17 protein-coding genes are annotated in these 17,962 nt (G+C 60.4%); 10 read left to right on the top strand and 7 right to left on the bottom strand.

Going from position 1 to position 17,962, the window contains the following annotated elements; translation table 11 throughout:
• Positions 1–43: 43 nt before the first annotated feature.
• Entirely contained in the window at positions 44–1,090 is a 1,047-nt protein-coding gene (locus HMPREF2896_RS01570; RefSeq protein ID WP_246823961.1) for an AbrB family transcriptional regulator, read from the bottom strand.
• A 16-nt stretch (positions 1,091–1,106) separates the two neighbouring features.
• Here HMPREF2896_RS01570 and HMPREF2896_RS01565 point away from each other — a divergent pair, with 16 nt between their 5' ends.
• Positions 1,107–1,877 (top strand): TSUP family transporter, encoded by a 771-nt coding sequence (locus HMPREF2896_RS01565; protein WP_371325884.1) that lies wholly within the window; start codon positions 1,107–1,109, stop codon positions 1,875–1,877.
• Here the strand turns inward: HMPREF2896_RS01565 and HMPREF2896_RS01560 are convergent.
• Positions 1,874–4,054, bottom strand: coding sequence for an ATP-dependent RNA helicase (locus HMPREF2896_RS01560; RefSeq protein WP_070717146.1), 2,181 nt, complete (start codon positions 4,052–4,054; stop codon positions 1,874–1,876). The genes HMPREF2896_RS01565 and HMPREF2896_RS01560 overlap by 4 nt on opposite strands.
• Positions 4,047–4,670, bottom strand: coding sequence for a sugar O-acetyltransferase (locus HMPREF2896_RS01555; protein ID WP_070717144.1), 624 nt, complete (start codon positions 4,668–4,670; stop codon positions 4,047–4,049). The genes HMPREF2896_RS01560 and HMPREF2896_RS01555 overlap by 8 nt, the downstream gene beginning before the upstream one ends.
• Before the next feature lie 99 nt (positions 4,671–4,769).
• Between HMPREF2896_RS01555 and HMPREF2896_RS01550 the strand changes: the two genes are divergently transcribed.
• The 6 genes from HMPREF2896_RS01550 (at position 4,770) to HMPREF2896_RS12305 (ending at position 7,966) form a co-directional block, all read left to right on the top strand.
• Positions 4,770–5,306 carry an NADPH-dependent FMN reductase gene (locus tag HMPREF2896_RS01550; protein ID WP_070444398.1) on the top strand — a complete coding sequence of 179 codons (537 nt, stop codon included), beginning with the start codon at positions 4,770–4,772 and terminating at the stop codon, positions 5,304–5,306.
• A gap of 5 nt (positions 5,307–5,311) precedes the next feature.
• Positions 5,312–6,004 carry an SDR family oxidoreductase gene (locus tag HMPREF2896_RS01545; RefSeq protein WP_070717141.1) on the top strand — a complete coding sequence of 231 codons (693 nt, stop codon included), beginning with the start codon at positions 5,312–5,314 and terminating at the stop codon, positions 6,002–6,004.
• 80 nt (positions 6,005–6,084) lie between these two features.
• On the top strand, positions 6,085–6,732 hold the full coding sequence (locus HMPREF2896_RS01540; RefSeq protein WP_070644664.1) for a LysE family translocator: 648 nt from the start codon (positions 6,085–6,087) through the stop codon (positions 6,730–6,732).
• 19 nt (positions 6,733–6,751) lie between these two features.
• Positions 6,752–7,030 carry an RNA-binding S4 domain-containing protein gene (locus HMPREF2896_RS01535; protein WP_210384562.1) on the top strand — a complete coding sequence of 93 codons (279 nt, stop codon included), beginning with the start codon at positions 6,752–6,754 and terminating at the stop codon, positions 7,028–7,030.
• Entirely contained in the window at positions 7,030–7,734 is a 705-nt protein-coding gene (locus tag HMPREF2896_RS01530; RefSeq protein WP_070717138.1) for a VOC family protein, read from the top strand. Before HMPREF2896_RS01535 ends, HMPREF2896_RS01530 begins: the two co-directional genes overlap by 1 nt.
• The gene (locus tag HMPREF2896_RS12305) at positions 7,706–7,966 is read left to right on the top strand and encodes an MGMT family protein (protein ID WP_246823959.1); all 261 of its coding nucleotides are present in this window, start codon (positions 7,706–7,708) and stop codon (positions 7,964–7,966) included. The genes HMPREF2896_RS01530 and HMPREF2896_RS12305 overlap by 29 nt, the downstream gene beginning before the upstream one ends.
• Positions 7,967–8,048: 82 nt before the next feature.
• Here the strand turns inward: HMPREF2896_RS12305 and HMPREF2896_RS01525 are convergent, their stop codons facing one another.
• Positions 8,049–9,356, bottom strand: coding sequence for an HNH endonuclease signature motif containing protein (locus tag HMPREF2896_RS01525; RefSeq protein ID WP_246823957.1), 1,308 nt, complete (start codon positions 9,354–9,356; stop codon positions 8,049–8,051).
• Between the two features lie 273 nt (positions 9,357–9,629).
• On the opposite strand from HMPREF2896_RS01525, the gene HMPREF2896_RS01520 reads away from it, so the two are divergent.
• Positions 9,630–10,397 carry a hypothetical protein gene (locus HMPREF2896_RS01520; RefSeq protein ID WP_141754745.1) on the top strand — a complete coding sequence of 256 codons (768 nt, stop codon included), beginning with the start codon at positions 9,630–9,632 and terminating at the stop codon, positions 10,395–10,397.
• A gap of 74 nt (positions 10,398–10,471) precedes the next feature.
• Here the strand turns inward: HMPREF2896_RS01520 and HMPREF2896_RS01515 are convergent, their stop codons facing one another.
• On the bottom strand, positions 10,472–11,314 hold the full coding sequence (locus HMPREF2896_RS01515) for a PrsW family intramembrane metalloprotease (protein ID WP_070717130.1): 843 nt from the start codon (positions 11,312–11,314) through the stop codon (positions 10,472–10,474).
• On the bottom strand, positions 11,311–11,802 hold the full coding sequence (locus tag HMPREF2896_RS01510) for a hypothetical protein (RefSeq protein ID WP_070644670.1): 492 nt from the start codon (positions 11,800–11,802) through the stop codon (positions 11,311–11,313). Before HMPREF2896_RS01510 ends, HMPREF2896_RS01515 begins: the two co-directional genes overlap by 4 nt.
• A 42-nt stretch (positions 11,803–11,844) precedes the next feature.
• On the opposite strand from HMPREF2896_RS01510, the gene HMPREF2896_RS01505 reads away from it, so the two are divergent.
• Together HMPREF2896_RS01505 and HMPREF2896_RS01500 are read left to right on the top strand one after the other, a co-directional pair.
• The gene (locus HMPREF2896_RS01505; protein WP_070717126.1) at positions 11,845–13,761 is read left to right on the top strand and encodes a M13 family metallopeptidase; all 1,917 of its coding nucleotides are present in this window, start codon (positions 11,845–11,847) and stop codon (positions 13,759–13,761) included.
• A gap of 14 nt (positions 13,762–13,775) precedes the next feature.
• Positions 13,776–14,606: an alpha/beta hydrolase gene (locus HMPREF2896_RS01500; protein WP_070717123.1), complete on the top strand. Its 831-nt coding sequence runs from the start codon at positions 13,776–13,778 to the stop codon at positions 14,604–14,606.
• A 2-nt stretch (positions 14,607–14,608) separates the two neighbouring features.
• Here the strand turns inward: HMPREF2896_RS01500 and HMPREF2896_RS01495 are convergent, their stop codons facing one another.
• On the bottom strand, positions 14,609–17,935 hold the full coding sequence (locus HMPREF2896_RS01495; RefSeq protein ID WP_070717120.1) for an arabinosyltransferase domain-containing protein: 3,327 nt from the start codon (positions 17,933–17,935) through the stop codon (positions 14,609–14,611).
• Between the last annotated feature and the right edge of the window lie 27 nt (positions 17,936–17,962).

Below are 17,962 nucleotides of genomic sequence, written 5' to 3'. Positions count from 1 at the left end.
CAGACTCTTGGATTTATCCACTAGTGACTCTGTGATTTATCCACTAGCGGCGGAATAGCCCCAAAATCTGGGGCAAATATCCCGCGATGACGAGCACGATGATGAGCCGGATAATCTGCACGGCCACCACGGCGGGACCCGCCCCTCCTTCCGCGGAGAGCGCGAGGACGGTCTCCAGCGCGCCGGGCGAAGTGGCGAGGTAAGCCTCGAAGTAGGTGATGTCCAGCCATGCGGTCAAAGGCACAGCAGTGAGCGCGCACACGCCGATGACGACAATGATGAAGAGGATCGTCGCCGGCAGCTGCTTAGCGAAGGCCCGCAGTGCCGGTACCGACAGCCCACCACCGCAGACCCAGCCGATGGACATAAAAGCCATGATTTTGAAGACGTAGAGCGGCTCCAAAGTGTGGCCGGCTGGAATAACCTGGGCGACCAGCACGGTCAGGAGGAGCGGCCCCAAAACAGCAGCAGCTGGCAAACACACCAGCTTGCCTAGCTTTTCACCAACCACGGCGATGGCGACCGTCAACCCCACGATCCACCACGTGACCTCGCCGTCAACGCTCATGTCGACGCCTTTGCCCGCGGGGGCGTCTAACAAGGAGACCACCAAGGGGAGGGACACCGACACCGCCAGAAGGCGCAGGTATTGCGTCAGCGCCACGTAGCGGTAGTCCGCACCGAGTTCGCTGGCTAGCGCGGGCATGAGCGAGGCCCCGCCCGGCAGCATGGATAAGATTCCGGTTTCCCAGGAAATATCTTTTGGCTGTGAGCGGTGCAGCAGCACGCCGCCGGCGACACCGATAAGCACGGTGATGAGTGACATCGTCACCGCGGCTGGCATAAAGCCAAGGAGCGTGGAGGCAGGAACTAAGGTCAGTGGTATGCCCGCCATCATTCCGATGAACCCGCGGGCGACAGAATAAAAGTGCTCGTTAACGGCGAGTTCTTTGCCCGTCGTCAAGGCCATGGCTCCCGAGACCACGATGGCGCCGAGGATCCAGGCTGCGGGTACGTGAAGGTAGCTAAACAATGCCCCCAGTGCTGCAGACCCCGGGGCCACGATGACCCATCGCGTACGAACAGACATGGAATCGAGTTTAATGATGGACATGGATTTCGGATTAAGCGGTTGGGCGATTCTCACCATCGGCGCCACCGCGGCCGGATGGATCGATGCCGTCATTGGTGGCGGCGGGCTCGTGCTCATTCCGCTCATCCTGGCGGTCGCACCCCAGCTTGCGCCCGCCACAGCCCTGGCCACGAACAAGGTGGCGGCGGTCTCTGGAACGGCCTCTGCTGCCGTAACACTCGTCAAGAAGGTGCGCCCGCCGAAAGGTGAGCTCATCCGCATGGGACTCACCGCGCTGGTGTGCTCTGGACTCGGGGCCACAGCAGCCGCACTCATGGATAAGGACGTCATGCGGCCGGTCATCATCGTGCTTATGGTGGCAGTCGGCATCTTTGTGGCCTTTCGCCCGGACTTCGGCAGCGGCGACGGAATCCGCGGCGGCTGGCGCACGTGGGCAGGGTTAGCCGCTGTCGCTGCCATCGCCTTCTACGATGGCATCTTTGGCCCCGGCACCGGCATGTTCCTCATCATGGCCTTTACCGCTATCTTCTCGCAGAATTTCCTCGCCTCCGCAGCGATGGCGAAGGTGGTCAACACGTGTACCAACGTCGGTGCGCTCGTGGTCTTCATCGTGGGCGGGCACGTGGTGTGGGGTCTCGCCTTAGTTCTCGCAGCAGCAAATATCATTGGCGCGCAGCTGGGCGCGCGGACTGTGCTTGGCGGTGGTGCAAAGCTCATCCGCTATGCGCTTCTCGCACTCGTCGTGGTGATGAGCGTGTACCTGTCCTGGCAGCAGTGGGGTTAATTCGTCTTCGCCGTGGCCACAGCGTTCCATGGATCCTCCGGCCACGGGTGTTTGGGGTAGCGCCCGCGCATGTCGGCGCGCACGCCGGCATAGGGCCCGGACCAGAAGCTCGCCAGATCATCGGTGACGGCAAGTGGCCGGCCGGCGGGAGACAACAGATGGAATTGCACGCGGTGGCCGCAGTACTCGGGCGATTCAGCCAGGCCGAAGCATTCCTGCAGCTTGATGGAGACCACGGGACGCTCGCCGGACCAATCGATCCTCGCAGCACGTCCGGACGGAACCGCTAACCGTTCCGGCGCGAGCTCATCCAAGCGGCTAGCTTCGGGCCAGGGGAGCAAGCGCTGCAGCGCCGGGTACATGTCTGGCCGCTTCCCGGCAGCCATCTCATGCAGCTCCGGCTCCAGCCAGCTCAGATCATCGCCGTCCACGTCCGGCCACGGATTCCCGTATGCCCTATGCAGATGACGCATACGTTCCCGCAGGTTTTGAGCCTTGTCACTGAAGTGAAACAGATTTAAACCCTGTCCGGAGTTGCGTAGTGCCTCCACCGCCTCATCACCGGAGACCTTCACTGGGGTTTCCGACAACACGATGGAGCCTGCCGCACGCACGCGCATGCCACGGACCTTGGGACCGTCGAGAAATGCTCGCGTCTCTTCGGTCACGCCGATGATGTCGAGTGCGTCCTTTTCCGCAATGGGCACTGCTTCACGAATGATGGCGTTTCCAGATCGCGCCAACGACACCTCAGCCACCGCCAACCAGTCGTGACCATCCTCGAAATACCGCGCGCGCGTACCGCTGGCGAGCAAAAACTCCTTGTCGCCCACGCGCTTAGCCACGAACTCCGGGAAGGCGCTAGCGACCACCACGCCTGGGTCCACCGGACCCTTGTTGGGCACCAAGCGGGCAAGCCGCTTCGGATCCGAATCATCCAGGCGGGCAATCGTCTGTGCTGCTCCCGCGCCGTACTTCAACAGTGCCGCGCCCCATCGTGGGTGCGTTGGCAGTAACGCCAGCTCTTCGCCAGCGTTGAGCAGATCTAGGGTGCGGTGGGCGTCGGCAAGCGCGGGCCCCGGTGGGGGATCCAGCAAGGGGAAATCCGGTCCCGCGCCCCAACTATCCATGAACAGTGCCGCCTGCGTGAGGTCCGCAGAAAGAATTTCTGGAATCAGGTGCGGGGAAAAGTGCTGGTAATCCTCCTGCGAATAGCAGCGGACGACGGTACCCGGCGCCTCACGTCCGGCACGTCCGGCGCGTTGATCGGCGCTGCTTTTCGACGTCGACACTGTCACCAACCCACTCATCCCGCGCTGCGCATCCCGCTTGGGCACGCGGGATAGCCCGGCATCGATGACGGTGCGCACGCCTGGCACGGTCAGCGAAGATTCCGCGATGGACGTCGCCACCACGATGCGCGGCTCGCGCGTATAAAGCGCAGCATCCTGCTCTTGCGTGGTCTGGCGGCCATGGAGCGGAAAAACGTTATGGCCACTCAGTGCATCACACACCAGGTTGACCTCGCGCACGCCGGGAACAAAGACCAGCGTGGACTCGTGCTGCCGCGCGGCAACCCTCGCCACGCCTTTCCAAAAGTCTCGATCTCCCGCAGCGCGCCCCGGAATCGGTTCATAGGAAATATCGAGTGGGTACGTGACAGCCTCAGTGGAATGGATCGGCGCATTCCCCATAAGCTGGGAGAAGCGGGTGGCGTCGACAGTCGCGGACATGGCAATAACCCGAAAGTCATCGCGGAGCTGCGCCAACTCTAAGCACATACCGAGTACGAGGTCAGTATCGAGCTGGCGTTCGTGGACCTCGTCGATGGCCACGGCGGAAATCCCTTCAAGTTCCGGATCCCGCAACAGTCGGCGTAACAAAACACCTGGGGTAACAAACTCGACGTCCGCGCCTTTGCGGGAATCACCGCGCACCGCATAGCCGATGCGCTGGCCTGACAACTCCTGAAGGCGGTTTGCCGCCGCACGCACCGCCACGCGGCGTGGTGCGGTGACGAGAACCTTGCCCTCTACCTGGTTCGCTAATGCCGGTGGAATAAGCGTGGTCTTACCGGTGCCGGGCGGGGCCTGGACCACGACGTGGCCGTCTGAAGGAAGCGAATCAATGGTCTCTAGGACGGGAAGCCCCTTGCCGATCGCTTTGAGATCAAACATCGAGATCCTGGCGCTCCCACCTATCTTCGTTGTCCTCCAGCTTGCGCACCACGCGCCCCGGCGAGCCCAGGACCAGCGAGTTATCCGGTACGTCGCGGGTCACCAGTGAGCCCGCGCCTACGACGCAGTTCTTGCCCACGGTGATGCCAGGCAGGACCGTGACGTTGGCGCCAAACCAGGTGTTATCACCGATGGTGATAGGTTTAGCTATTTCCCAGCCCTCCGCCCGCATCTCATGATCGTTGACGGGGTGGCCCACCGTGATGAGCGAACAGTTCGGCCCCATCATGACGCGGTCTCCGAGGGTTACAGGCGCTTGCGCCAGGATTGTCGCACCAAAGTTGATGAACACCCCTTTGCCAACCGTGACGTTGCGGCCGTATTCCAGGTTAAGCGGCGTGTGGAGGCCGGGTACTTCGGACTCGGGGGAGAGCAGCGCGCGCAGGATGTCGTGCGCGCGGTCGCGATCGGTGTTGTGCAGCTCGTTGAGTTCTTTGACCAACCGGAATCCGCGCTGGTGCTCGGCGCTAACCTCCTCGTTGACACTGGGCATGAACCACTGCCCGCTGGTCATGCGCTCAATGGATCCGTGATCCGCCAAGTTCTCCTGTGACATGGCAAAAGAATAAACATGTTGAGCGGAAATGTCGATCGCGTGAGCATATCGGCGTACGCTCAAACGTTGACACGTTAACAAAATGTGAAAGGCATATTTATGGCAAAAATCGGCATCATTCTTGGCTCTACCCGCGACGACCGCGCCGGGCTGGCCATCGCCCAATGGGTCACTGACCTGGCCCAAGGTCGCGACGTTGACTACGAGCTCATTGACCTCAAGGCCTTCGACGTTCCAATTCTCACTTCTTCCGTCATCCCTATGGCGGCAAACAAAAATTACGAGGACCCGAATGTCCAAGCTTGGTCCGATGCCATTGATGCCTGCGACGGCTATATCTTCGTTACCCCGGAGTACAACCACTCCGTGCCGGGTGCGTTCAAGAACGCCGTCGATTCCTTGGGCGCTGAGTGGGTGGCCAAGCCGATTGCCTATGTGGGCTATAGCTTTAGCGGCGGCATCCGCGCGGTGGAGGCGTGGCGTCTCATCATGGCTAATTTCTCCATGAAGCAGCTGCGCACTCAGCTTGATATCTCGCTCAATACTGACATGAAGGATGGCACCTTTACCCCGGCCGACTTCAAGATCGAGATCGTGGAAAACATCTGCGCCGAGCTGGAAGAAGTCCTATCCTAGGGCGCATGGAAAAGGTAGCAGTTGTCACAGGAGCGTCCTCGGGGATCGGGGAGGCGTCGGCAAGAGCGTTGGCGGCCGACGGTTGGCATGTCGTCGTCGGTGCGCGTCGCGTAGAGCGCCTTGAGGCCCTCGCGAAGGACATCGGCGGCGAGGCCTATGCCCTCGACGTAACCTCGGACGAGTCCGTGGCTGAGTTCGTCTCCCACCTCGACCGCGTGGACCTCTTGCTCAACAACGCCGGTGGCGCGAAGGGCTTGGAACCTCTCGTGGAGACCACCGTAGAGGACTGGCAGTGGATGTACGACGTCAACGTCCTCGGCACTGTCCGTATGATCCAAGCCCTCATGCCGAAGCTGCGGGGTGGGCTCATTATCAACATGGGATCCGTTGCCGGGTGGAACGTCTACGAGGGCGGCTCCGGCTACAACGCCGCCAAGCATGGCGTGCGCGTGATTTCTCGTGCATTACGTATCGAGGAGCACGGTGTCCGCGTCACCGAACTCGACCCAGGCCGTGTGGCCACGGAAGAATTTTCCCTTAATCGTTTTCGGGGCGACAAAACGCGTGCCGCACAGGTTTATGACGGCGAACTCAACCTCACCGCAGAAGACATCGCTGAGGCCGTGCGTTGGGTGGCCTCGCTGCCGGAGCACGTCAACATTGACACCATGACCATTAAGCCGCGCACGCAAAGCTAAATTACCTGTTTCGCTGCAGATGAAGCCCGCTCTACAGTGGCATGCGTTAGTGATAATGCATGTGAGTATGGGGGTGTTAGATGGCATTCAGCGCCATAGTGGCCTTAATGGGTGTGTGGTTCGCGGCGATGGCCTCGCCGGGACCAGACGTGGTGCAGATTATTCGTTTGGGCGCCCGCTCTACGCGCGCGGCGGTGTGGGCCGCAATCGGTAGCACCACCGGCTTGATGATGTGGACCGTTGCTTCGCTAGCGGGGCTCACCGCATTGATTTCGGCGCACCCGGAAATCCTAGTGGCGCTGCAGATTGCCGGCGGCAGCTATCTGCTGTGGATGGCTTTTTCTGCCATCAGCGGTGGCATCAAAGAGCGCCGTGCACCGGCAACTATGAATCCCCAACCGCGCGGGTTCACCCCGGACGGCATCATCAGACTCGGCACGGCGTATCGCATGGGCCTGGTCAGCGACCTTTCCAACCCCAAGGTGCTGATCTTCTTCGGCGCTATCTTTGCCAATTTCATCGACCCCGGCATGGGGTTTGGTGCCAATGCCACGGTGGGCTCAGTGCTCATCCTCGAAAGCCTCATCATCTTCGTTGGCGTCGCGCTGTGCACACGTGCGGTGTCGAAGTGGATGGCGAAGAACTCCGCCAGTGTCGATATCTTTAGTGGTGTCGTGTTTGCCCTGCTTGGCGTCATCATTCTGACGGAGGGACTCCTTGCGCTTTGAGCTGGGTATGCTGGTCAGCATGCTAGAAGTCTCAATTAAGGGAGAATCCATCAAGCTCGGCCAGTTCCTCAAATTGGCCTCCTTGGTCGCAACCGGGGGTGAGGCCAAAGAACTCATCGAGCAGGGCCAGGTCACCGTCAATGGGGAAGTCACTAAGCAGCGCGGTGCAACGCTGGTGCTTGGCGACGTCATCTGTGTCTCCGACACCTGCGCCCGCGTCGTTGAAGACGACGACGATTATTTCGATGAAGCCACCGCCGATGATGACTTTGACCCGGAGAAGTGGAGAAACCTCTAATGCCCGCTTTTGAAGCAGAAGTAGGAATGCCCTACTGGATTACTCTGGCCAGCTCTGATGTGAAGGCCTCCGAAAAGTTTTACTCGGCCGTGTTGGGTTGGGAATTCGAAGACGGCATTGCCCGACTGCAGGGCCTTCCCATCGCGGAGATTGTCCCAGGCCAAGACACCTGGGCCACCTACTTCCTCTCCCGCGACTTGGAAGCCGATTGCGCCCGGGTAGAACAACTGGGAGGAAAAATTCTTGCTCTCGGTGCTCCGCTGGCGCTCGTTCTAGACAATTCCGGTGCCATGTTTGGTTTAACGCAGCCGGAGCTCGACCGCTTCGTCGCCGGCGGAGAGCCGGGTACTCCGGTGTGGCATGAGCTGACGGTTTCGGCGAATTTCCACTCAGCGCTGGACTTTTATGGCGAGCTCTTCAACTGGGAAATCCGTGGTGATGAGCATTACGCAGTAGCGGAGGAAGAAGGCGCTGCCTTCGCCGGATTTTGGCACGCGGAGGGCTTGCCGAGTTTCTGGCAAACCTACCTGGGCGTGCGGGACATTGACCAGGCAGCTAAGGCTGTAATTGATAACGGCGGAAAGATCATTCGTGAGCCCCACGATTCCCCATTCGGCCGTCTGTGTCTGATCGAGGATTACACAGGTGCGGCGCTCACCTTGTGTGAGGTTGAGGATGCCCCCGAAGAACCCATCGAGCTCTAGGGTTACGGAGGTCGTTCTCCGCATTCCAGCTGGCAATGTCTCCACCTACGGAGAGATCGCCAAAGTGGTGGGGGCCGGCCCGCGGTATGTGGGCTGGGTGATGTCGAAAAGCGCAGATCTGCCCTGGTGGCGGGTGGTCAACAGCACGGGCCGCGCCCACACCTCGGCCGCCCAAGCCCATTGGGATGAAGAAGGCATCCCGCACCGCGGCGGACCGCGTGGTCCTTTCTGAGTGTGGGCTGGATGCAACGGATCTGGGAGGCAGCGCCTATTAAGATCCGCTTTGAGAATTGCCATTCTTGGTAAGGGGGTGGCTACTGCGTCGTTTTAAACGACGGACCTTTCTTAGAAGGGGATTTCCTCACCGCCTTCAGGTTCCTTGTTCTCTGCCTTTTCTGTAGGTGCGTGTGTGCGGCCTCTTGTTGTTCTTTGTCTAGCTCAGTTTTAAGTTCTTGGGCCTCACGGTGTTTCCGGGCGCGGAAGCTCTCAATATCTTGTGCCACACTTCGCGCCCAGCGCTTGTTCTTAGGGGCTAGTGGCCCGGAAGGTTCTGTGATCGCCCACGTGCCATCCTCGAAAAGCCAGACCACATCGCCGGTATCCGGGTCCAGAATATAAAAGGCCCGTCCGTCGGTCTTCATGTTGTGGTGATGCTGGCATAACGCGACCATGTTGTCCGGGTGCGTTGGTCCGCCATCGGCGTAGTTAATACGGTGGTCCAACTGGCATAGCCACGCAGGCATTCCGCAGCCAGCTGCACGACAGGTGCCATCGCGGCCCTCAACATATTTGCGCACCATCGTGTTTGGTCCGTAGCTTTTGGAGGCCTCTGGCTTGGTGCTTAAATCCCTTTTTGTTACGGCCTGTGCGGGGATATTGCCCACCTGCCAGCCATGGCCTTCTACATATACTGGTGCATCCTCGACGTCATTAGCTTGATAAGTGTGGAGTACTACTCGGGCAGCCTCTGGCTCTACCTTCCCAGTGATGAGGAGGATGAGTGCCTCGGCCATAGAAACCTCATACTTTTCCGCCGCTGCCTTAATAGCCTCATGAATAATGACCCCGATGCTGCTGTCAACCTCTAGTTCGATGGTGGCGCGCTGGGCGCGGGTGAGTATGGAATACCGGTTCTTCGGGCGCGTATCTTCCACCGCGATGGAGTCATCATGAACCTTGACGAGATCACGCATGCGGCGGCGAATCTGCGAAGTGCTGGGAAACGCCTGATTGGGCTTCGTAGGAGTAAACCAACGGGCCAACGAAGTATCGATGGCAGCCACTACCTCTGGGGAAGGCTGGCCCAGCTTAGCCATGACCTGGTCAATGGCAATCAAGGCAGGTAGGTCCAGCAAATAATAAGCATCTTGTAGGGCCTTGAGCTGGGGGAGTTCTCTAAGGCGGTAAATCCCCATGACTATGCGAGCAACTGCCCCGGCCGTTTTGCCGGTCTTTAACCCAAGGCGCATACACGCTGTGTCTGAATCTTCGTCCAAGGCGGGAAGGATGCTAGACCAGAACTCGTAGTCTGCTTGGCGTATGTCCTTGCCTTTCATACATACTGGGTCGTTCGGATTGGAATGAGAAAAATAGGAAACAACAACGTCTGAAGTGGAAGACACTTCAACCCCCTACTGTTGGTCGAGCTACTGCGAAGGGACGAACCCCCACCGTTCGCAATCCCTTTCGAAATAAGAGCTTATTCGGTATCTCTGGAGAAGTCCATACTGCGGAAAGAAGTTGTGATTAGAGGGGTAAATGGAAAAACTGGTGCTCAACACAAGTCGTGGGGTAAGCGCCAGATAAAACGAACATTCGAGATTTCCAGTGGGGGTTTAGGGCGTCAAATCTCCAATCAGAGCTGTTAAAGCTGTGACTTGAGTTAATCTATACAAGTGTTTAAGCCTCGTTCCATCATTGTCGGTCTTGCCCTGGCAGCCGTCACCGCGCCTTCTGCCCAGGCTCTGACTTTCGATCCTGGAAAAGTCCCACCACGCACCCAGATGACCGTGCGTTATGCCGATGGAAATTCAGTTTCCACTGGGAATAGCCACGAGTCCCGCCCCGCGCTTTCCCTGGCGAAGCTGTATCTCGGTATGTGGGTACTGAAATATGGCGCATCGGAGGATAAGGCGCGGGTGGAGAACATGATTCGTTTTTCTGAGGACGGCACCGCCAGTGACTTGGAGCGGAAGTATCCACAGGCCATTCCCTCTATCATCGGGGAGTATCGGTTAGGAGAGACTCACCACAATGGCTACTGGGGAAATACCACGACGTCGACGGAGGATCTCACTCGCTTCATAGGGGCGATATCTGGCGATCCGGCTGCCGCGCCGCTCATGAAGGGTATGGCGGCGGTAGCGCCTGCGGCATCCGACGGCTACCGCCAGGACTTTGGCACCGCACGCATCCCGGGCATCATTGGAACGAAATTTGGATGGTCGGACAACCGTCAGGTTCACGCTAGTGCCTCTTTCGGCCCTGGGTATAGCGTGGCGGCTAATACTTATGGATCCCCCGCGGATCTCACGGGGGATGTGCTGGGAGCGGTGGAGGTTGCACCACAGGCGCCAGGCTTGCCGACGCCTCTACAGGACGCGCGCGATAGAGCATGTGCGGAACTAAAACGGGCGGTGCCGAGCTCATCGCAGGCATGCTAAGCGTAGCCGTTGTCGGAAGTAAAGAAAGTATCCTTCGGGCGCGACATCAGAGCTGCAGGGGCAGTTCGACTAATTCACCGCAGGCTGGCTAAGCCCGGCGAGTGCGAGTAGGTATCGTCCGACTTGGCCAGACGGTGGGCCCGAATACCCAGGGTGATGACGGTGGGGTAGAGGATGAGCGCCACGACGATATACTGCGTGATCAGCTGCCAGGTTTCTTCCCACATGTAGTTCCACGCGAAGTGGAGACAAAAGGAAACAAAAAGCGCGCCCACGCCGACGCCGAGACGCCACCACCAAGTTTTATGGGCAGCGTAAATGGCCCAGCCGATCCCGAAGCCCGCGATGGCCGTCAGTGACATGTGCAGACCTGGTCCCGCCACAAGGCGCAGTCCCCACATCTGCAGCATGCCAATCCAATCCGACGTCGGGTGCATTACGGCGCCGAGAGAGGCGTAGAGGATGTTCTCGAAAACATCGAAAGCCCAGCCCACGAGTGCGCCGACGATGAAGCCGTGCCAGGGCCGGTTGAGCTGGCGGAAGCTGAGGAGAATGAAGACCACGCCGAGGGCCTTGGCGAATTCCTCCGGATAAGCACCGGACCAGGACATCATGGATTCTTCCCAGCCCACACCTTTGGTGAGGGAGGTGAACGGCAGTGCGGAGAGGAGCGCTAAAGATACCGCGGTGCCGCCTCCCCACAGCACGCTGGCAGTGGCCCAGCCCTTGGCCGGTGCGGCCCACATCGGGCTGAGGCGCCACAGGTATAGGCCTAGTGCTAGGAAGGCTAGTCCGATCAGCAGGCTTATCAGGCCTGGGAGCGGGGCAACGAGAAAGGAGCCCAACAGATTGATAAGAGCGGCGGGTAGGCAGACGCCAATGAAGACCCACAGGGTTACGCGGAAGATCTTGCTCACTTGAAGGCCTCCATAAATTGATCGGCGAATTCCTCTGGGTTTCCATCCGAGAAGACGAGCTCGTAGTTGAGGTTTCCCTTGGCCACGCTGAAGGCAACGACCGGGATGTACGTATACGTTCGCAGGACGAGGATGCCGTCTTGGTTTTCTACTTTTTCCTTCGGCATCGACCCGAAGGTGGTCGCGCGAACGGCGCGGCGCAGGGCTAGCTCATCATCGTCGACATCAGAGGTGAGATAGGCCTCGACCAAGGTGTCGCCGCAGTCCCACGCCTGGTTGGCCACGGAATCGTAGTTAACGCTGCACTCGACGCCGTCGATGGGCTGATGCCACTCCGGATCATCGAGGACGACTGGCTCTGTTTCCGGCTCGTGTTCCGGCAGTGCCAAGCTGAGGATGGCGGGCGTGCCCAGCACGAGGAGAGTCACTCCCAGCACAGCGAAAAACGGCCCCGTCATCTTCGCTGGCGGGAAACGATAAGAAGTCATGCACACCACACTAACGCGTGCTTCTGACATAGAGTGAAGTGCATGAAGGATCTGTATCAGTTTGTTAATGGCCCCTGGATTGAGTCCCACGTTATCCCCGATGACCGTGGCGTCGACGGCACTTTTCACGCGCTTCGCGACGAAGCCGAGGAACTCGTCCACGACATCGTTAAGGAAGACACGGGCCGCCCAGGGATCGTGTATTCCGCCCACATGGATGTAGAAGGAGTCAATGCTGCGGGAACGACGCCACTTGACGAGGACCTCGACAAGCTGGTGGCGGCGGACCCGGAGGAGCTGGCCCACAACCTGGGTGTGCTGGAGCGCGAGGGCGTTGGCGCCCCGGTTACCTTCTGGGTGGAAAAGGACTCCGGCACCGAGGAGGCGGTGGCCTACATTATTCAGTCCGGTTTAGGTCTGCCAGATGAGGCTTATTACCGCGAGGAAGCCCACGCGCAGACGCTCGCTGACTACGAGAAGCACGTCGCGGCGATGCTGGGATTCTTAGATCCCGCCCGCCTCTTCGGACTGGGCGCGGAGACGGCCGCGACGCGCATCGTAAACCTAGAGAAAGAAATCGCGGCCGGCCACTGGGATGTGGTGGCCTCGCGTGATGCGGTGAAGACGTATAACCCGGTGGACGTCGCCAAGCTGCCCAGCATCACCCGCGCCATCCTGCAGGGCGGGAGACTGCCCGAGCACCGTGCGGTAGCTATGATGCCGTCTTATTTCGAGCACCTCGAGGGCCTGTTCACCGCCGGCCGTATGGCGGATTGGCAGCTGTGGGCAACGTGGCACATTCTGCTATCGCGCGCGCCTTACCTCTCCGAGGAGATCGGTAAGAAGAACTTCGAGTTCTACGGAACCAAGCTTTCCGGTGCCACGGAGCAGCGTGGCCGCTGGAAGCGCGCCGTGGGCCTAGCGGAAAACATGGTGGGACAGGAGATTGGCAAGGTCTTCGTGGACAAGCACTTCCCGCCCTCCTCGAAGTCCGAGATGGATGAGCTGGTGGAGTACCTTACCGCCGCTTATCGTGAGAGGATTTCGCAGCTGGAGTGGATGACTCCGGCTACTCGTGAACGCGCGCTGGAGAAGCTCTCCCAGTTCAAGGCCAAGATTGGCTATCCAGATACCTGGCGTGACTATTCTGACCTGGAGTTTTCTCCGAAGGGAGCGGACTTGGTGGCCAATGTGCGCGCGGGTAATGCGTGGAATCACGATTATGAATTGGCCAAGATTGGCAAGCCGGCGGACCGCGATGAATGGTTCGCAACCCCACAGACGGTCAATGCTTTTTATAATCCAGTGGTCAATGACATCACCTTCCCGGCAGCGATTCTGCGCCCGCCCTTCTACAACCCTGAGGCGGACGCGGCGGAGAACTTCGGCGCTATCGGTGCGGTGATTGGTCACGAGATCGGCCACGGATTTGATGACCAGGGCTCGCAGTATGACGGCCAGGGCAACCTCAACTCCTGGTGGACGGAGGAGGACCGTGCGGCCTTCGAGAAGCTGACCGCGAAACTGGTGGACCAGTTCCAGGGGCAGGTACCGAAGGTGCTGGAAGGCACCGATTCCGCAGGCGTCAACGGCAGCTTCACCCTGGGTGAGAACATCGGTGACCTGGGCGGATTGGGAATCGCCGTGGTGGCCTACAAGAACTACTGCGCCGACAAGGGCCTGGACATCAATGGCCAGGTCACGCCCTTTGAGGCTGAGGGCGCTGAGCCGGAATTGGCAGAGCACGAGTACACCGGTCTGCAGCGTTTCTTCCTGGCGTGGGCGCGCGTGTGGCGCACTGCCATCCGCCCGGAGATGGCCACGCAGTACCTGGCCATTGATCCGCACTCGCCGGCGGAGTTCCGTTGCAACATCATCGCTGAAAACATCGATGAATTCTACGAGGCTTTTGACGTCGAGGGTGGTCTAGCACCGGAGGAGCGCGTCACCATCTGGTAGTACCCTTGGGGGCCATGAGTGAGTGGAATATCGGTGGTACTGATCGCCAACTAAGTCCGGAACAACAGCTCGAGCAGCTCTCCTCCTACATGGAGGTGCACTACCCGCTGCCGGACTTCCGCCCGCCGTGGGCCGGTGGAGGTTCGCCGGAGGCGGACCGCTACTGTGCGTTGCTGCCGGACCGCATCGTGCAGGCCTCCATGATGGTGCTGGGTTCCGCAGTGGATCACTCGCTGCCTGGTACTGCCTTCACGGAGGGGGTACGTGTTGAAGACTCTGAGGTGGGAGCGATCTTTGTTCCTTCAGAGCAGAATGGTCGTTGGGCGGTGTCGTTGCACTCTGGCGGATGGTGGCGTGGTGACGGCAAGGCGCTAGAGATGCAGTGGCGGCCCGAAGTGGCTGCTGCAGCACAGCTGTCCGGAACCACCATCATTGATGTCGACTATCCGTTGGCACCCGAGCACACTGTGGCGGAGATGGCTCAGTCGGTTCAGGCGGCCGTCGATTATGCCCGCGAACACGGTGCCGAGCGCGTGACGGTGTGGGGCTATTCCTCGGGTGGGGCGCTCGCAGCGCTGGTGCCTGCCGACGCCCTCCTCCTCACCTTCCCTGACTTCGGCGCGCTGGCCAAGCTCCCGGAGGACATCCGCGGTGAGTACGTCCTCGACGAGGCGGCGCTGGCAGCAGCCTATTCTGACATCTTGGTCCAGACCGCAACGCAGGATGAGATTGCGGAACGCGTGGAGATTCCCGGTGCACAGACCGCGGACTACGTGTCTATGCACCGCATTTCCATCCCGGCCGTGGCGCGGCAGCGCATTAAAGATTCGGCCGAGTTCCTGTAGGGCTACTGCTCGCCCTCCGGGCGAATCTTCATCTCGGAGTTCTTCCACAAGCCAGAGCGCTGGATGACTTCCTGGTCGATATCCGCCTTCAGCGGTTCCTCGCCCCGGGAGTTAGTACGCAGCTCGTACTTCTCAATGGCGCCCCAGTCGCGTGCCCAATCGTTGTTGAGGTAGCTCGGGATCTCATAGGAGTAGTTCACTGCCTCCGCGGTTGCCAGCGCGCCACCACCGGAGAAGGACTGGAAGTCCGTGAGGGAGGTTTGCGCGGCGGCGTCGGGAAGAATGCGGAACTCCGGAATCTCCGTCACACCGGCGTAGTGGTCGAAGGTGCGCTGGCAGGGGAACTGCAGGGCGACGGACCAGTCAAGGAGTGCCGGGGTGGAGGAATCGAACTGGGAGTTGATGGTGGCCAGCTCCGGTACGCGCGGTGGGGTAAACGCCATCCAATCGTCTTCATCGGTGGAATCATCTACCGCAACGAGGCGTACAACGTTGGCCTCTTCCGGGAGCTCGTCTAGAGCAATGCGGAGGTTGCGCCATTTGGGGGTCGCGCCGACGTCGGAAAGCTCGGCCTCACCCTTGTTGGTGACCTTGCCGTTCTTGAGGGTGCCGTACTCCAAGGTGAGCTCGGTGCCTTCCTGCTCTACACCGTTGACGTCGTGGTGGTAAATCTTGCCGGCAGCAGAGACCGCGAGGACAGGGGTGTTTTCTCCTGGTTCCGGCAAGTTGTACCACTGGGTGGTGATGGTGGCGGTGGAGCGCTGCGACTCATCGTAGGAACCCATGACCGGGACCTTTGTGTAATCCAGGTTGAAGGGCAGGTGCATCTCGGAGCCGTTGACGCCTAGCGTTCCGCGCACGCCACCGGCGGAAGAATCGGTGACTTCGGTTGTTTCGGTGGTTTCCTCATTGGAAGCAGCCGAGTCATCACCGGTGGTGTTGGCAATGGCGCCTACCGACGCCGAGTTGAGGTTCTCCGGCTCAATATCTTCCTTGATCATGTTGGGGCCGAAACCGAAGTTATCCTCGTCTTCGTCAACCAGCGAATCCTTGAGGTCGCCGTCGACCGGAGTGAGGAAAGCCTCGTTGGTGTTGGTTTCCACCATGGTGGCATCCGCCAGCGAGCAGACATCGCCGCGCAGGGACGCCAGGTTGCCCTTGCCCACGGAGTAGGAATCCGCCTGGGCCACGTAGCCCTTGGCAAAGGAGGCGCAGGAGAAGGCCACGATGAGGATGCAGGCCACCGCAATCGGTGCGGACATGGCGCCTGCCCAGCGAGAAACCTTGGCGGCGTTGGCGGCCTCGAATTCCTCAAGGGTGCCGGCGGTTTCGGCCTTGTTCTTGCGATAGCTGTGAACCAGGGACTGGTAGAGGCCAATCGCTAGGACCACCATGGCGATCGCGAGCACCACGGTGTTGGCCTCGATGGCCTTGAACTGCACCGTGCGGTCCCACCACGGGATGCCGAAGGAAGACACGTACCACCACGCGTTCCAGCCACCTAGGGAGATGGCGAGGAGGAAAATCACTGCGGCGACGGAGAAGGTCCGGGCGCGCGGGGAGCGCATGGCGATCTGGGACAGGACCACCGAGCCGAGCGCGGCGATGACGCCGGCGATACCGGCGTAGATACCGAAGTGGTGCGTCCACTTCGTCGGCGTGAACATGAGGAAGAAAGCCGAGAGCGCCATGATGGCCAGCAGGCGCTTGGTGGGATCTGCCTCCGCACCGACGACGCGGTGGTTCTTGATGAAGGCGTAGATGATGAGCGCCAGGCAGAAAAGCATGGTGAACATGGCGAAACGGCGCGTCAGGGAGCCATCCACGGAGGGCTCGAAGAGCGTGGAGTAGCGCACGAACTCGGAGTACCACGGCAGGGACGGGCCGACCGCGGAGCGCACGCGCGTCGATTCGATGACTGACGCTAATGTTTGGTCCCCGAAGGCGGCGACCATGACGGCAGTGCCGCAGGCAAGGAACGGGGCGATGAGTGCCGGCCAGGTGACTTCGGGGGCGCGCGTGCCCATGATGCGGAACAGCGCGGGCAGGCAGACTAGGAAGATGCCCACCGCGGTCAGGCCGGTGGGGCCAGCGGCTAGGGTGATGGTGGCGATGATGGTGCCCACCGCTGCCGGCAGAAGGCGCTGGGTGGAGATGGCGCGCTCGAAGGAAGCCCACGTCAACATGACACCGAGGGCCACGATGGGCTCTGGGCGTACTCCGTTGTTATAGGGCAGCCAGAAAGCCAGGAACATGAACGCGGCGGTCCAGTGCGCGAGGCGGCGCTCGTTCACGCGGGTACCGAAGCGCGGGAGCATCTCGCGCGACAAAACAAACCAGATGATGAGCGCCGAGATGAGCGAGGGCAGGCGCACGATGATGGAGGCGCTGGAGAACTGTGCCAGCCATGCCACGAGGTCGTAGTACGGCGCGCCGAACGGGGCCTCGGGGACGCCGTACCAGCGGTAGTAGTTCGCCATGTAGGTCGCGTGATCGGAAACGCGGCCCATGGTGAGGATGAAGCCATCATCGGAGGTATTGGCGCCGAAGACGTACCACCAGCCGAGTACAGCTGCCACGACGCCATCGAGCGGGCGGATCTGCTTCCAGGTTTCGGGCATGAAGCCAAGGCGTTTGCCATCGAGGCGGTCAATCCGCCACAGGCAGACCAGGCTGATGACCACCATGGCCAGGCCCAGCCACATGGCGATGAGCTTGAGCGGTGTCGGGGAGGAGGTAAACCGAGAGTTGATCTCTACGTGGATGCGGAGGTCGTCGCCAAGCTCTGCGAGGTTCTCCGGAGTGTCATCAATCTCGGTGTAGACGCCGGTGACCTGCGGGCGCAGATCCTCCTCGGTGGTCTTCTTGTGCTTGCCCACGGAGACGGTGGTCCCGTCCTCCGTGGAGGCGATGCTGAGGGTGGCGTCCTCTGGTAGCTGTGCCACCTGCTCGGCTGTGAGAGAGAAAATGACCTCATCGAGGCTGGTTACCGAGAGGCCACCCTCGCCGGCGCGGACAAACATACCGCGGTTGGAGGCCTTCTTGGACTCCGGGGGCACGGTGCCGTAGAGCAGGTCCTGGCCGTCGCGCAGCTTGTCGACGGCTTCCAGGGGGATCTCTGCATCAATTTCTTCCGGCGCCACCGAGATGAGCGGGGCGTTGATGGACTGCAGGGAGCCCTGCTGGGGCCAATCGAAGGAGGATTGGGTCTGGTTCACCGGCAGTAGCGGCGTCGCCACGAAGCACAGGAAACCAATGAATCCAGCGATGATGGCGGTGAGTCGCAGGGACTGCGGTGCACGTAATGAAGAGGTTTTCCGATCTGACACGGCGATCAGTCTACGTCACCGCCTTGG

This window comes from Corynebacterium sp. HMSC069E04 (genome assembly GCF_001813175.1).
Lineage (GTDB): Bacteria > Actinomycetota > Actinomycetes > Mycobacteriales > Mycobacteriaceae > Corynebacterium > Corynebacterium aurimucosum.
The sequence above is the reverse complement of the archived record's forward strand: the minus strand, read 5'-3'. Positions and strand labels throughout refer to the sequence as shown.

What these genes read in the sequence shown, in the direction of transcription:
- HMPREF2896_RS01550 (WP_070444398.1), top strand. Translation starts at nt 4,770, where the DNA reads ATGGCAAAAATCGGCATCATTCTTGGCTCTACCCGCGACGACCGCGCC.
- HMPREF2896_RS01540 (WP_070644664.1), top strand. Translation starts at nt 6,085, where the DNA reads ATGGCATTCAGCGCCATAGTGGCCTTAATGGGTGTGTGGTTCGCGGCG.
- HMPREF2896_RS01570 (WP_246823961.1), bottom strand. Translation starts at nt 1,090, where the DNA reads ATGTCTGTTCGTACGCGATGGGTCATCGTGGCCCCGGGGTCTGCAGCA.
- HMPREF2896_RS01510 (WP_070644670.1), bottom strand. Translation starts at nt 11,802, where the DNA reads ATGACTTCTTATCGTTTCCCGCCAGCGAAGATGACGGGGCCGTTTTTC.
- HMPREF2896_RS01555 (WP_070717144.1), bottom strand. Translation starts at nt 4,670, where the DNA reads ATGTCACAGGAGAACTTGGCGGATCACGGATCCATTGAGCGCATGACC.
- HMPREF2896_RS01565 (WP_371325884.1), top strand. Translation starts at nt 1,107, where the DNA reads ATGGACATGGATTTCGGATTAAGCGGTTGGGCGATTCTCACCATCGGC.
- HMPREF2896_RS01530 (WP_070717138.1), top strand. Translation starts at nt 7,030, where the DNA reads ATGCCCGCTTTTGAAGCAGAAGTAGGAATGCCCTACTGGATTACTCTG.
- HMPREF2896_RS12305 (WP_246823959.1), top strand. Translation starts at nt 7,706, where the DNA reads ATGCCCCCGAAGAACCCATCGAGCTCTAGGGTTACGGAGGTCGTTCTC.
- HMPREF2896_RS01500 (WP_070717123.1), top strand. Translation starts at nt 13,776, where the DNA reads ATGAGTGAGTGGAATATCGGTGGTACTGATCGCCAACTAAGTCCGGAA.
- HMPREF2896_RS01560 (WP_070717146.1), bottom strand. Translation starts at nt 4,054, where the DNA reads ATGTTTGATCTCAAAGCGATCGGCAAGGGGCTTCCCGTCCTAGAGACC.
- HMPREF2896_RS01535 (WP_210384562.1), top strand. Translation starts at nt 6,752, where the DNA reads ATGCTAGAAGTCTCAATTAAGGGAGAATCCATCAAGCTCGGCCAGTTC.
- HMPREF2896_RS01505 (WP_070717126.1), top strand. Translation starts at nt 11,845, where the DNA reads ATGAAGGATCTGTATCAGTTTGTTAATGGCCCCTGGATTGAGTCCCAC.
- HMPREF2896_RS01545 (WP_070717141.1), top strand. Translation starts at nt 5,312, where the DNA reads ATGGAAAAGGTAGCAGTTGTCACAGGAGCGTCCTCGGGGATCGGGGAG.